The 13325-nt window shown below is 67.3% G+C and carries 12 protein-coding genes; 7 read left to right on the forward strand and 5 right to left on the reverse strand.

Annotated elements, in window-relative coordinates; translation table 11 throughout:
* The first annotated feature begins 58 nt into the window (after positions 1-58).
* The gene (locus G6N66_RS05775) at positions 59-1477 is read left to right on the forward strand and encodes an SDR family NAD(P)-dependent oxidoreductase (RefSeq protein ID WP_085232389.1); all 1419 of its coding nucleotides are present in this window, start codon (positions 59-61) and stop codon (positions 1475-1477) included.
* Here the strand turns inward: G6N66_RS05775 and G6N66_RS05780 are convergent, their stop codons facing one another.
* The 4 genes from G6N66_RS05780 to G6N66_RS05795 are packed head-to-tail and all read right to left on the reverse strand — an operon-like array spanning position 1478 to position 5326.
* Positions 1478-2389, reverse strand: coding sequence for an enoyl-CoA hydratase/isomerase family protein (locus G6N66_RS05780; protein ID WP_085232388.1), 912 nt, complete (start codon positions 2387-2389; stop codon positions 1478-1480).
* A complete protein-coding gene (locus G6N66_RS05785) occupies positions 2386-3150 on the reverse strand; it encodes an alpha/beta fold hydrolase (protein ID WP_085232387.1) in 765 nt (254 codons plus the stop codon). The genes G6N66_RS05780 and G6N66_RS05785 overlap by 4 nt, the downstream gene beginning before the upstream one ends.
* On the reverse strand, positions 3147-4193 hold the full coding sequence (locus tag G6N66_RS05790) for an acyl-CoA dehydrogenase family protein (RefSeq protein WP_085232386.1): 1047 nt from the start codon (positions 4191-4193) through the stop codon (positions 3147-3149). The genes G6N66_RS05785 and G6N66_RS05790 overlap by 4 nt, the downstream gene beginning before the upstream one ends.
* On the reverse strand, positions 4190-5326 hold the full coding sequence (locus tag G6N66_RS05795) for an acyl-CoA dehydrogenase family protein (RefSeq protein ID WP_085232385.1): 1137 nt from the start codon (positions 5324-5326) through the stop codon (positions 4190-4192). Before G6N66_RS05795 ends, G6N66_RS05790 begins: the two co-directional genes overlap by 4 nt.
* Positions 5327-5416: 90 nt before the next feature.
* Here G6N66_RS05795 and G6N66_RS05800 point away from each other — a divergent pair, with 90 nt between their 5' ends.
* On the forward strand, positions 5417-6754 hold the full coding sequence (locus G6N66_RS05800) for an adenylate/guanylate cyclase domain-containing protein (protein WP_085232384.1): 1338 nt from the start codon (positions 5417-5419) through the stop codon (positions 6752-6754).
* A 31-nt stretch (positions 6755-6785) separates the two neighbouring features.
* On the opposite strand, the gene G6N66_RS05805 is transcribed toward G6N66_RS05800, so the two are convergent.
* The gene (locus G6N66_RS05805) at positions 6786-7787 is read right to left on the reverse strand and encodes an NADPH:quinone oxidoreductase family protein (RefSeq protein WP_085232383.1); all 1002 of its coding nucleotides are present in this window, start codon (positions 7785-7787) and stop codon (positions 6786-6788) included.
* A gap of 78 nt (positions 7788-7865) precedes the next feature.
* Between G6N66_RS05805 and G6N66_RS05810 the strand changes: the two genes are divergently transcribed.
* From G6N66_RS05810 to G6N66_RS05830, 5 genes are all read left to right on the forward strand, one after another.
* The gene (locus G6N66_RS05810) at positions 7866-9167 is read left to right on the forward strand and encodes an acyl-CoA dehydrogenase family protein (protein WP_085232382.1); all 1302 of its coding nucleotides are present in this window, start codon (positions 7866-7868) and stop codon (positions 9165-9167) included.
* Positions 9164-9748 (forward strand): TetR family transcriptional regulator, encoded by a 585-nt coding sequence (locus G6N66_RS05815; RefSeq protein WP_163645786.1) that lies wholly within the window; start codon positions 9164-9166, stop codon positions 9746-9748. Before G6N66_RS05810 ends, G6N66_RS05815 begins: the two co-directional genes overlap by 4 nt.
* Positions 9745-10776 carry a phosphotransferase family protein gene (locus G6N66_RS05820; RefSeq protein ID WP_163645787.1) on the forward strand — a complete coding sequence of 344 codons (1032 nt, stop codon included), beginning with the start codon at positions 9745-9747 and terminating at the stop codon, positions 10774-10776. The genes G6N66_RS05815 and G6N66_RS05820 overlap by 4 nt, the downstream gene beginning before the upstream one ends.
* On the forward strand, positions 10773-11537 hold the full coding sequence (locus G6N66_RS05825) for an SDR family NAD(P)-dependent oxidoreductase (RefSeq protein WP_085232379.1): 765 nt from the start codon (positions 10773-10775) through the stop codon (positions 11535-11537). Before G6N66_RS05820 ends, G6N66_RS05825 begins: the two co-directional genes overlap by 4 nt.
* Before the next feature lie 194 nt (positions 11538-11731).
* The gene (locus G6N66_RS05830) at positions 11732-13324 is read left to right on the forward strand and encodes a B12-binding domain-containing radical SAM protein (protein ID WP_085232448.1); all 1593 of its coding nucleotides are present in this window, start codon (positions 11732-11734) and stop codon (positions 13322-13324) included.
* Position 13325 lies beyond the last annotated feature (1 nt).

Raw genomic sequence — 13325 nt, forward strand, 5'->3', positions numbered from 1 at the left:
CCTGACCGGCCCTAGACAACCGCGACGCTCTGATCGCCCGACCCCGTACTCTTCCACCGTGAACGCGATTGACCCGGACAAGCTCAACACGTGCCTGCAGGTGCTGGCCGACATCGAGTCGTTGCCACCCGAGCATCCCGATGCCGTGATGGTGCGACGGGCCACCGCGAAGATCTTCAAGTCAGTCAGAAAGGCCCGCCGCGACGCCAAGCGCGACGCAATCGCGGCCGCCGACCGCGCCGTCGTCGCCGCTACCGCGACCGGTGCGCCCGGCCGCATCGATGACGAAACCGCCGGGCTGCCGCTGGTGTCCACCGCGGTCGGCGCGTCCGCGGGCACGCTGCTCCGGTCGCGCGCCTGCTACATCTGCAAGAACCACTACACGGTCGTCGACGCGTTCTACCACCAACTCTGTCCGGAGTGCGCCGCGCTCAGCCACGCCAAGCGCGACGCCCGCACCGACCTCACCGGCAGGCGCGCCCTGCTCACCGGCGGACGCGCCAAGATCGGCATGTACATCGCGCTGCGCCTGCTCCGCGACGGCGCCCACACCACCATCACCACCCGCTTTCCCAACGACGCCGTGCGCCGCTTCGCCGGCTTGCCCGACAGTGCCGACTGGCTGCACCGGCTGCGCATCGTGGGGATCGACTTGCGCGACCCGGCTCAGGTCGTCGCGCTGGCGGACGCCGTGGCCGCGCAGGGTCCGCTGGACATCCTGATCAACAATGCCGCCCAGACCGTGCGCCGGGCCCCGGGCTGCTACGCGGCGCTCGTCGAGGCCGAGCGGGCGCCCGCGTCCGAACTCGTCGATGTGATCACCTTCGACCGGGTCAGCGACGCCCATCCCGCTGCACTCGCCGGAAGCCTCGCGCAGCACCAAACCCCGCACGCCGTAACCGAATTGGCCCTCGCCGCCCGAAGCGCGTCTCCGGCCCGCATCGCCGCGGGAACCGCCATCGATGCGGGCGGCCTGCTGCCCGACACCGCGGCCATCAACAGTTGGACCCAGCGCGTGCACGAGGTCGACGCGATGGAACTGCTCGAGGTTCAACTGTGCAACCAGACCGCGCCGTTCATTCTGGTGAGCCGGCTGCGCCCGGCGATGGCCGCATCCCCAGCGCGGCGCAAGTACGTCGTGAATGTGTCTGCAATGGAAGGGCAATTCAGCCGCGCCTACAAAGGACCGGGGCATCCGCACACCAACATGGCCAAGGCCGCGCTGAACATGCTCACCCGCACCAGCGCCGCCGAAATGCTGGAGCGGGACGGCATTCTCATGACCGCCGTCGACACGGGTTGGATCACCGACGAACGTCCACACCCGACCAAGCTGCGGCTCGCCGACGAAGGCTTCCATGCCCCGCTCGACCTCGTCGACGGTGCCGCCCGCGTGTATGACCCGATCGTCCGCGGGGAGGCCGGCGAAGACCTGTATGGCTGCTTCCTCAAGGATTATTCGCCGAGCAATTGGTAGCTACCGACCGTGGTGTGGTGGTGCCTGGTTGCGCAGCCACTCGTCGTTCGACGCCCGCCGTATCGCATCCTCGTCGCCGAAGCGCTCCAAGTCCTCGCGCGTGACGTGCCCCCGCGGCGGTTTCGGCGGGCGGTCGGGCTCCACGCGGCCAGTGAATATCGGTGCGCGGCGCTGGGCCGCGGCGGCCACGCCCTCGCGGAAGTCGGCGGTCGCCTGCAGCCGGGTTTGTTCTTCGAGCTCGCGCGCGGTGGCCTCGGCGACGGCCTCGGCGAGCCCGGCGCGCATGGTGGCACGGATGCTGGTCAGCGCCAAGGGTGCCGAGGCGGCGATGCGCTCGGCGAACCGGATCGCTGCCGAGCGCACGTCACCGTCGGCGGCCAATTCGTCGAACAAGCCTGCCGCATAACCCAATTCGCCACCGAAACGCTCGCCGGTGAGCATCCACTCGAGCGCCTTTTGCTCGCCGACCACGCGCGGCAAGGTCGCCGTAATCCCGAAGCCGGGATGAAACCCAAGCCGGCTGAAGTTGGCCGCGAATTTCGAGGAGGGCGCGGCCACGCGAAAGTCCGCGCTCAGCGCAAGCCCGAGCCCACCACCAATTGCGCTGCCCTGCACCGCGGCGACCACCGGCTTGCGGCCGCGGAACAACCGGATGGCCTGCGCGTAAAGCTCGCCGGGCGACGGACGTTCGTCGGCCGCCCGGGAGAAGTCGGCGCCGGCGCAGAAGTGTTTCCCCTCCGCACACAACACGATCGCCCGGCATTCGATGTCGTCGTCCAAGCGCTCGTACGCGTCGGCCAGCGATCTGATCAAGGCGGTGTCGAAGAAGTTGTTCGGGGGCCGGTGCATCTCCACCACGGCGACGTGGCCGGTGAGTTCGACGGTGACATCGGCGACGTTGGGGGCGGTCATAGGTGCTCCAGAAGTTCGCGGACAGCGGCATTGAACACGTCGGGCTGGTCCATGTTGGCCGCATGCCCCGCGTTGTCGATGACGACCTTGCGGGAATTGGGGATGTGGCGGTGCATGTAGTCGGCCCCGGCCAGGAAGTCGGTGTCTTGCGCGCCGACGACCACCAGCGTGGGCACCGCGATGCTGTCCAGCGACGTGATCACCCGGGCATCCTTCTGGGCCATCACACCGCGCGCGGCGCGGGGCAGCCCCTCGGGATGCTCATGCACGGCCTGCGCGACTTCGGCCGAGCCCTCCGCGCGGGCTTTGCCCTGCTCGAGTTCTCGGGCGCGCCGTTCCACCCACTCGTTCCATTTGTCGCGGGCTTCGTCCTTGCGGTAGCCCGGGCCCGTGTCGACGAGGACCAGCGCCGCCACCCGCTGCGGATGGGCGAGGTGAAAAGCGAGCGAAAGGTAGCCGCCCAAGGACATTCCGCCCACCACCGCCCGGTCGGCGCCCGCGGCGTCAAGGATGGCCGCCATGTCGGCGACGCTGATTTCCTCGCTGTAGCAAGCCATCTCGTCGGGGGCGTCGCTGCTGCCGTGGCCGCGCTGGTCCCAGACGATCACCGGGCGGTCGACGCTCAAGGCGCCGATGTTGGGATTCCACATGCCCGCGGTGGCGCCGAAACCATGCGTGAGAAGGATTGGCACACCGGAGGCCTCCTCGTTGTGCACCTCGAAGGCCAGTGTCACCCCGTCTGGGCGCTGCAGGCGCTTCACCGCACCACCTCCGACCCGGACTGAATGGCGGGGTACAGCGCGTCCGGGCCGGACGCGACCAGGGCCGCGCCGAGCCGGTCCGCCCAGCGATGATGCCCTCCGGCTTCGTCGCGCCAGGCCCAGAGTCGTCGGGTGAGATAGTGCAATGGATACTCCTTGGTCATTCCGATGGCGCCATGCGTCTGATGGGCGGCCGCGGTCACCAGCTGGGCCGCCCGGTCGGCAAGCACCTTGGCACAGGCGATTTCGAAGCCGCCCCGGCCCAGTTCGACCGCCGTGACCGCGCCGTCGACAGCCGACGCGAGCACGGTGGCCTGCTGGTGGATGGTCACCAAATGGGCCTGCACGGCCTGGAATCGTCCGATGGGCCGCCCGAACTGCTCGCGTTCGCGGCTGTAGCGCAATGTCATTGCCGCGATGGCGCTTACCGCACCGGCCATCAGTGCGATGCGGCCGAGCGCGATGCGCTCCCAGAGGGATTCGTCGGTGACCTCGTCCGGGGCGTCGGCGCGCGCGGTCACTGGTAGGCCGTCGAAAACGACTGTGTCGCGGGGCTCGTCGGCGAGGTTGGCGCCGCGGCTGACGGCCGGGCCGCCCGATTGTGCTGGACCGGGTGCGAGCACGACGACACCGTCGACGAGTCCCACGACATGCTCGGCGCGGTGACCCCATGCCACCGCGGGCGCCGTGCCGGACAGGCGATCGCCGTCGAGACGAAGGCTCGCACCCGGGGGTAGCACCGTGCGGATCCCCTCGGGCAGTGCGAGATCCGCGGATGCCAGCAGCCAGCCACCGACCAGTCCGGCCTCGGCCAGCGGAACCGGCGCCGCATGCGCTCCCGCGGCACGCAGCAGCTCAACCGCATCGGTGATGCTGCCCCCGGCTCCGCCCAGCCGCTCGGGAACCGGGACGTCGCTGAATCCGGTCTGCCGCAACGCGTTCCATAGCCCCTGGGCCCATCCGGTGGCTTCGGCGTCGCCAACGTCGTGCCATCCACTGTGCTCGTCAAACAGCTTGGTGGCCAAGCCGTAGAGCTCGCTCATGCCAACCCCTTGGCGGCGACCGAGCGCAGCACTTCGGTGGTGCCGCCCCGGATGGTGAATGACGGCGCGTCCAGAACAGCGCGACGCAACAACCGTTGGAACGGCGTCGCATCCGGGCCGCAGACGAGCTCGCGGTCCAACAACTCCCGCAGCGCGCGGACGACGTCTTGTTCGAACCGGGTGCCCATCTCCTTGATGAGCGCGGCCTCGGCCGCCGGGGTCCGGCCGGCATCGATGGCCCGGGCCACGGTCAGCGACAGCCGGCGCAAAACCCAATACTGGGCCGCGAGCTCGCCGATCAGCCGGCTCCCCGTCGTACTGGCCGCCAGGTCCGGATACTCGCGGAGGAATTCCTGAACGAGCAGGAAGGTCGAGATCCAGCGGTCGGGACCGCTGCGCTCGAAGGCCAGCTCGTCGGCGTTCTGCGCCCAACCCTGCCCGATCTCACCGATCACCCTGTCGTGCGGCACCAGCACGCCGTCGAGGACCACCTCGGCGAAGTGGTCGGTGCTGCCGTTCAAAAAAGGGATCGGCGTGACCGACACGCCGGGGCTGCGCATGTCGATGAGGAATCGGCTCAGGCCCGCATGGCGTTCGCCGTCCCCGGTTCGGCACAGCGCGATCATGAAGTCTGCGCGCGTGGCATTGCTCGTCCATACCTTGACACCCGAAACCCGCCAACCGTCCGTGTCGCGCACCCCGCGGGTGCGCACCGACGCGAGGTCGCTGCCGGCGTCCGGCTCGCTCATGCCGATGCAAAAACACAACTCGCCGCGGCAGATTCGCGGCAACAGCCATTGCTTCTGTTCTTCGGTGCCGTAGCGCAGCAACACCTGGGCGATCTGGCGGTCCGCGACCCAGTGATGCCCGACCGGGGCGCCCCAGCGCAGCAGCTCTTCGACGACGACAAAGCGGTCGACGGCGGTCGCGTCGTGACCGCCGTAGCGCGCGGGAACCGCCATCCCGATCCAGCCGCGTTCGGCCAGCGCGGCGGAGAATTCCGGGTTGACCTCGGCGCCCATCCCGAGGCCGGGTTCGAATGTCCCCCGGGGCAGCGTCTCAGCCAAGAATTCGCGAACTCGTGCCCGCAATTCCAGCTCCGACGTGGTGAGCTCGGCGGGTGAGGCGACCATACTGGCAGGCTAGCCTCACCCGGGCCGGGCAATGGGAGCCGGAGCCGATTGCGACGAGGCAGCATAGCCCGGGCGGCGTAAGGTTCGACCATGAATGTCGCGGGTAGGGCGCCGGACATCCGCTATGCCAACAGCGGCGGGACAAACATCGCGTTTTCGGTGATCGGCGAAGGTCCCGATCTCGTTGTCGCACCCGGTTTCATCTCGCACCTCGACATCATTTGGGAGGAGCCGTCGGTCGCCCACTTCTACTCGCGGCTCGCGTCCTTTCGGCGCGTCGTCACCTTTGACAAGCGGGGCACCGGCCTCTCCGATCCGACGATGCAAGCGCCGACGCTGGAAGAATCCGTCGACGATCTGCGCGCCGTCATGGACGCGGCCGGCTGCGACCGCGCCGACCTCTTGGGCATTTCAGAGGGCGGCACGATGGCGGTAGTGATGACGGCCACCTACCCCGACCGCGTGAATGCGCTCGTCCTCTACGGCACGTTCTCCCGCCTGCTCCGAGCGCCCGACTACCCGCTTGGCGTGACCGAGGAGCAACTGTCGGCGTTGGTCGAGGTGAGTGTCAAGGGCTGGGGTGAGGGCGTCGGACTCGGTGCATGGGCTCCCAGCCGGCGGGGCGACCCCGAGCTGCGTCGGTGGTGGGCACGACTGCAGCGCGTGGCCGCCAGCCCGGGCATGCTGCGTAACATCTTCGCGCTCTATCCGCAGCTGGACATCCGCGACGTGCTGCCCGCGATCCAGGTGCCGACGCTGGTGGTGCACCGGCGCAACGACCGGATGGTGCGGCTCGAGATGGCCCGCTACCTCGCCGATCGCATCCCCGGGGCCAAGTTCGTCGAGGTTGACGGTACCGACCACCTGTTCTTCACGGGCGACGCCGACACCGTGCTCGACGAGATCGAGGAGTTCCTCACCGGCGTCCGGCCGCTGCCCGCGGTCGAGCGCGTCCTGGCCACCGTGCTGTTCACCGACATCGTCGACTCCACCAAGCGAGCGGCCGAGCTCGGCGACGAGCGCTGGCGGGAGCTGCGCGGTCGGCACGACGCCCAGGTGCGGCGTCAGTTCGAACGCTTCGGTGGCCGCGAGGTCAACACGACGGGCGACGGCTTCCTCGCGCGGTTCGACGGGCCCGCCCGCGCGATCCGGTGCGCCATGGCAATTCGCGACGTGCTGCGGAGCCTGGACCTCGAAGTGCGGGCTGGCGTCCACACCGGCGAGGTCGAGCTGCACGACGACGACATCAGCGGCATCGCCGTCCACATCGCCGCGCGGGTGGCGGCAGCGGCCGGGGCGGGCGAGGTGCTCGTTTCGCGTATCGTCGTCGACCTGGTCGCCGGCTCGGGACTTAGCTTTGCCGCACGCGGCGAGCACACCCTTAAGGGTGTGGCGGGCGAGTGGGGGCTGTTCGCGGTCGAGGGTTGACCCGCGGCTGCACCGGGAATTATCGGCGCCCTCACCCGGCGATGTCCACGACGCACTTCCCCCGCGTTGTTCGGGCCGCGACCCGCGTCAGCGTCGCGGGAACCTCGTCGAACGGCACCTTCTGCAGCACCGTGCCGCGAAGTGCGCCGCGGGTCATCAGGTCCGTGAGGCCCTGCAAGATGCCGTCGACGTGCTCCCGCGAATAGCCGGCGGCCAGGACCCCAACCAGCGAAGTGTTGGTCAGCGTCAGCATTTGCACGTTCACGGTTGGCCAACTGCCGCTTGCGAACCCGATGGCCAGGTGCTTGCCGTCGCGCGCCAGCGCGCCCATCGCGGTTGTCCCTTGCGCGCCGCCGACGGGGTCGAAGATCATGTCGGCACCGTGCCAATCGGTGGCCTCGCGCAATGCCTGGGCGAGGGAGCGTCCGTCGGCGGCAGCGTCGTTCCCGCACACCACGGTGTGGTCGGCGCCGTAAGAGCGGCAGAATTCTGCCCTGGACTCGTCGCCCGCGACCGCGACCACCTCGGCGCCGAGGGCCTTGCCCAGTTGAACCGCAGCGATTCCAGTGCCGCCCGCGGCGCCGAGGACCACGAGCCGTTGGCCCGCCCGAAGCTGCCCCCGGTCAACCAGCCCGATCCACGCCGTCATGTTGGGAATCCAAAAGCCCGCGGCCGCAACATCATCCATGGCGTCGGGGACGGGAAGGACGGTGTCCGCCAGGGCGAGCGCTTCGCCGGCGAAGGAACCGTTTCCGTTCATGAAGTCGCTGACACCCATGACTCGCGTGCCGACGAGCAGGTCGACGCCCGGACCGACCGCGGTGACGGTGCCCGCCAGTTCCTGGCCGGGTGTGAACGGCACCGGGGGAGTGAGCGGGTAGGTGCCGCGGCACATCAGGACATCGGGCAATCCGATTCCTGCGGCGGACACCTCGACTTTCACCTGGCCGGGTCCCGGATCGGGGAGTTGGCGCTCCACCGTCCGCATGACGTCTGCGGGCTCGCCGGCCCCGTGCACCTGCCAGGCTTTCATCGGAGTCCTCGGGTCGAATTGCCGGTCACAATCACACTATGATTACACTGTAATTTGATCGATGGGAAGGGGTCGAGCATGGCGTGGGATTTCGAGACCGATCCCGACTTCGCCGAGAAACTCACCTGGATGCGCGAATTCATCGATACCGAGGTCATCCCGCTCGAACCCATCCTCCCGGAGGTGCCGACTTCGGAATGGGCGGCGGTCAAACGCATGCTGCAGGACCGCGTAAAGGCGCAGGGCCTGTGGGGGATGTTCCTCGATCCCAGCCTCGGCGGGTCGGGCGCCGGTCAGCTCAAACTCGCGCTGATGTCGGAGATCATCGGTCGGTGCATGGTGTCGATGGAGTTGTTCGGCGTGCAGGCGCCCGATAGCGGCAACATGGAGTTGCTCGCCCACGGGGCCGACGAGGCACAGAAGCAGCGGTGGCTGTATCCGAATCTGCGCGGGGAGATCTCGAGTGCCTTCGCGTTGACCGAGCCGTTCCTGGCTGGTGCCGACCCGACGGTCATCGACACCACCGCGGTGCCCGACGGGGACTCCTGGGTCATCAACGGGCACAAGTGGTTTACCACGAATGCGTCCTGCGCCGACATCGTCCTGGTGGTCGCCGAAACCGATCCGGCCGGTCGGCCGCACCGGCACGCCTCGATTTTCGTGGTGCCGGCGGGCACGCCCGGCATGCAGATCCTGCGCGAGATCCCCACGATGGGTCATCCCGATCCGGAGTACGGGCGGCGGGGCAACCACGCGGAGGTCGTGTTCCACGAATGTCGCGTGCCCGGTGACCATTTGATCGGAGCCCGCGGCGAGGGCTTCCGCTTGGCGCAACAGCGCCTCGGCGGCGGCCGCATCCATCACGCCATGCGCTGGCTCGGTCAGGCCCAGCGTGCCTTGGACATCATGGGAGAGCGGGCGGTGTCGCGGCGATCCCACGGCCGGCTACTCGGTGAGCATCAAATGGTTCAGGACTATATTGCGTTATCGCACACCGAGATTCAGGCCGCAAGGCTGCTGACATTCCAGACCGCGTGGAAGATGGACCGCGACGGGGCCAGCGCGGTGCGCGCCGAGCTGGGCATGGTCAAGGCCCATGTGTCCAAGGTGGTGCTGGCGGTGCTCGACCGCGCCATCCAGGTATGCGGCGCCCTGGGATACTCCGGCGATCTGCCCGTCGAGCAGTGGTACCGCATGACCCGTTTCGGCTCGATTGGTGACGGCCCGGACGAGTTGCACAAGTCGGTGCTGGCGCGTCACGTGCTGAAGAAGTACCGACCCGTCGAGGGGTGGCCGACCGAGCACCTGCCGTCGCGTCGGCCTGCGGCACAACGGAAATGGGCCGAACTGTGCGAGCAAGCGGGTGTCGGCCGATCGTGACCAATGAGATAGCGCTGAACGCGGAGCAGATCGTCGCCGCCGCGGTGGAGATCTTGCGCGAGGGCGGGCTCGACGCGGTCAGCATGCGTAGCGTGGCCGGTCGCCTCGGGGTGACACCCCCACCGGTGTACGCGCGGATCGGCAACAAGGACGCGCTGTTGGATGCGATCGCCCAGCATTTCCTCGCCGACCTCGCGCCTCCGCTGGATCGCGACGAACCATGGCCGGACTACGCGCGACGTTGGGCGCATCAGCTGCGTCAGCGCCTCACGGCGGCCGCCGATAGCAGGCTCTTCCTGCAGGTGAAGCGGCCGACATACCTGGAGGCGACCAAACCGTTGTTGAAATGCATGCGCCGCGACGGAATGTCCAAGGATGTCGCGGTTCGCGCGTGCCGGCTGCTGACTTGGGCGATCGTGGGCTTCGTCGCCATGGATCACCCGCCGTCGGCGTCTCGGCGCCGCGACCGCCTCGCCGGCAGCGACCCGGCCGGCGTGACCGCCGAAGAGATCGACGAATTGTTCGCGGCACACATCGGATACCTCATCGATGGCATCGCACGCGACGAGGCACTGCGATGAGCGCGCCGCCACTCGATTTCGACGTGGGCCAATTCAGCGCATGGTTGGCCGCACAGACCGGGCAGCACGCCGATCTCGAGGTGACAGCGCTTCGCGGCGGCGGCAGCTGTGAGATGTTCCGCGTCGATCGGCTGGGTGAATCATGGGTGGTCCGCCGCGCCCCGCGGACCGCGGTGTCCGAAACCGCCCACCAAGTCGTTCGCGAAGCGCGAATCATGGAATCGCTGGCCGCGCAGGGGGTTCCGGTGCCTCGCGTGCTGGGATGGAGCGCCGACGCCACCATCCTCGGGGCCCCGTTCTTCGTGATGTCCTTCGTCGAGGGTGGCGTGATCCGCCGACACGGGTTGCCGGCGCCGCTGCGCGACGACCCCGGCTCGCAGAATCTGGTCGGCGAGCAACTCATCGACACGCTCGTCGACCTGCACGCGGTGGACTGGACCAAGACCGTGCTTGCCGAGATAGCGCGCCCGGAGGGCTTTTTGGGTCGACAGGTCGACCGCTGGATGGCCCAACTCGACAGCTACCGGCTGCGCGACCTCGCCGGCGTCGATGACATCGCGCGCTGGCTGCAGGCGAACCTGCCCGCCCACGGCGAACTGGCCGTCATGCACGGCGACTACAAGGTAGACAACCTGATCTGGGCACCGGCGGCGCCGCCGAAGGTCGCCTGCGTCGTCGACTTCGAGATGACCACCGTCGGAGACCCGCTCATCGACCTGGCCTGGGCCATGATCTTCTGGCCGGAGGACGGCAACTCGATCGCCCTGGCCGCCCCGGGCACTCCCAACGGCATGGCGCCCGAGGCCTGTCAGTCACCGTCGGAATTGGTGGACCGCTACGCCACCGCCACGGGGCGCGACCTGTCCCGATTCGGGTGGTATCAGGCGTTCAGCGCCTGGAAGCTGGCCATAGTGCTGGAAGGCTCCTACGCGAGTTATCTTCGCGGCGCATCCCGCAACCCTTTGCACGAGCTTTTCGGGCCCATCGCCGACCAACTCCTTGTCCGTGCCCAGAGGTTTGCCCGATGAACGATGCATTGTTCGATGTCAGCGATCGCGTGGTCCTGATCACCGGTGGAAGTCGTGGCCTCGGCGCCGCCATGAGCCTGGGCCTCGCGCAGCGCGGGGCGCGGGTGGTCATCGCCAGCCGAAAACTCGCCGCGTGCCAAGAACTCGCCGCCCGGATCACCGATTCCGGCGGCCACGCGCACCCGCTGGAATGTCATGTCGGACACTGGGAAACACTGGACGCCGTCGTCGATGCCGCCGCCGCGCGCTGGGGCCGACTCGACGGCCTGGTGAACAATGCCGGGATGAGTCCCTTGGCGCCGTCGCTGCTGGAAACCTCGGAAGCGTTGTTCGACAAGGTGATCGGCGTAAACCTCAAGGGACCAACGCGTTTGACGGCGCTGGCCGCGACGGCCATGGCTCGCACCGGCGGCGGATCGATCGTCAACGTCAGCTCGCTCGCGTCGGTAAGACCCACCCCGGTCACCACGGTCTACGCCGCGGCCAAGGCGGGATTGAACGCGTTGACCACCGCGACCGCCATCGAATACGCGCCCGTGGGTGTCCGAGTCAACGGAATCATCTGCGGAACCTTTGACACCGACGCCGCTTCGGGCTTCGTGCGCGACCCAGACCGTTTGCCTGACATCCTGCGACCCATCGCATTGAATCGGGTGGGACGTCCCGAAGAAATTGTCGGCGCCGTGATTTATCTGCTGTCCGACGCCTCGAGCTACACCACCGGATCGGTGCTGACCATCGACGGCGGTGTCGCCAGCTGACCTCTCATTGCCCGGTTGCCCTGCGTCCCTAGAACTTTGAGACATCGTCAGGCCAAGCATTTATACCGCCAAATCCGAGCGACGCAAGGTGCTGCAGATGATCCCGGCTACCGCATTGACTGATGTGCTGGCCCGGCGAAGAATGACCCCTTGCGTGGCACCGCGACCCACCCCTCAGGTCGAGGCAGGCGATGATGGCCGATATTGTGCTGGTCAATCCTCGGTTCGACGTGTCCTATTGGGGCCTCGAACATGCGCTTCCGTTGCTTGGTAAAAGGCGCATCTTGCCCAGTGTCTGCCTTCCGTTGCTGGCAGCGCTGACGCCCGACGGCCATTGCGTGACGATCGTCGATGAGAACGTGGAGCGCATCGACTACGAACGTCTGGCGAAGGCCGACATCGTGGGGCTGACCGGGATGGACGTGCAGGGCCATCGGATGCTCGAGATTCTCCGCGAACTGAAGGCCCGCAACGTCTTCACCGTCGTCGGCGGTCCATCGGTCACCGTCCAAGAAGAGTACTTTGCCGGCCTGGCGGATGTGATTTTCGTCGGTGAAGCGGACACGACCTGGCCGCAGTTCCTTGACGAGTGGGCCCAGGGACGGCATGCGCGGCGCTACGAGCAAACCGAGCCGACCGACATGACCCGCTCGCCGGTGCCACGGTACGACCTGGTCAAGGCGAAGCACTATCTGTTCGGCAGCGTCCAATTCAGCCGCGGCTGTCCGTTCCAGTGCGAGTTTTGCGACATCCCAATCACGTTCGGCCGCAGGCCGAGGCTGAAGACGAGCGCGCAGGTGATCACCGAGTTGGAAGCGATGCGCAAGCAGCGCGTACGCATCGCCTTCATCGTCGATGACAACCTCATCGGCACCAGGATTCCGATGAAGAAGTTGCTGCAGGACGTTGCGGCGTGGCAGGCCGCCAAGGGATATCCCATGGCGTTTGTCGCGTATGCGTCGCTCAACCTCGCCGAAGACGACGAAATGATGGAATTGCTGGACGCGGCTAACGTCGCCATGGTCTTCATCGGTATCGAGAGCCCGAGCGAAGAATCGCTCCGGGAGACCAAGAAGTATCAAAACGTTCGCAAAGGCGGCACGATCGTCGACCGCGTGCGCAAGGTACAAGACGCCGGCCTCGAAGTGCTGTGCGGCATGATCGTCGGCTTCGACCACGACGATGAACGAATCTTCAAGGCGCAGTACGAGTTCATTCGTCAGACCGACATCATGCATCCGACGGTCAACATGCTCGTCGCCATCCCGAAGACACCGCTGTACGCGCGTTTGAAGAACGAAGGGCGCCTGGATCTTTCGGAGACGAACCCCTCCGACGGGATGTTCGGCACGAACGTCATTCCGCTCGGCATGACGCGCGACCAGATGCGCGACGGCTATATCCGCCTGATGCTGGACCTACACGATCCCGAGTTCTACTTCGACCGGCTGGAAAACCTCTACCTCAGGCGCCGAATCGATTTCGCCCGCGCCCGCAATGCCTACTGGTGCCGCCATCCGTGGATCAAGCGGAAATCCCAGTCGGTCTATGCGCTCGGGGCGATCGTCTTGTTTCTCCGGTTGATGAGCAACGTCCCCGACCCGCGGCTGCGCCGCATCTATCGCCGCCGCATGACGACCATGCTTCGCCATCGGCCGGATCCCACCGTCTTGTTCATCTGCGCGGTCAAGTGCGCGATGCACTACCACCAACACGTGATGTCCCGCGAAATTGCGGACAGCGTGGCCTGCCCGACACGAACGCGAGGAGACTTGGCCCTGTATTGAG

The sequence above is a fragment of the Mycobacterium conspicuum genome, from assembly GCF_010730195.1.
Classification (GTDB): domain Bacteria; phylum Actinomycetota; class Actinomycetes; order Mycobacteriales; family Mycobacteriaceae; genus Mycobacterium; species Mycobacterium conspicuum.

What these genes read in the sequence shown, in the direction of transcription:
- G6N66_RS05780 (WP_085232388.1), bottom strand. Translation starts at nt 2,389, where the DNA reads ATGACCGCCCCCAACGTCGCCGATGTCACCGTCGAACTCACCGGCCAC.
- G6N66_RS05825 (WP_085232379.1), top strand. Translation starts at nt 10,773, where the DNA reads ATGAACGATGCATTGTTCGATGTCAGCGATCGCGTGGTCCTGATCACC.
- G6N66_RS05820 (WP_163645787.1), top strand. Translation starts at nt 9,745, where the DNA reads ATGAGCGCGCCGCCACTCGATTTCGACGTGGGCCAATTCAGCGCATGG.
- G6N66_RS05795 (WP_085232385.1), bottom strand. Translation starts at nt 5,326, where the DNA reads ATGGTCGCCTCACCCGCCGAGCTCACCACGTCGGAGCTGGAATTGCGG.
- G6N66_RS05800 (WP_085232384.1), top strand. Translation starts at nt 5,417, where the DNA reads ATGAATGTCGCGGGTAGGGCGCCGGACATCCGCTATGCCAACAGCGGC.
- G6N66_RS05810 (WP_085232382.1), top strand. Translation starts at nt 7,866, where the DNA reads ATGGCGTGGGATTTCGAGACCGATCCCGACTTCGCCGAGAAACTCACC.
- G6N66_RS05830 (WP_085232448.1), top strand. Translation starts at nt 11,732, where the DNA reads ATGGCCGATATTGTGCTGGTCAATCCTCGGTTCGACGTGTCCTATTGG.
- G6N66_RS05790 (WP_085232386.1), bottom strand. Translation starts at nt 4,193, where the DNA reads ATGAGCGAGCTCTACGGCTTGGCCACCAAGCTGTTTGACGAGCACAGT.
- G6N66_RS05805 (WP_085232383.1), bottom strand. Translation starts at nt 7,787, where the DNA reads ATGAAAGCCTGGCAGGTGCACGGGGCCGGCGAGCCCGCAGACGTCATG.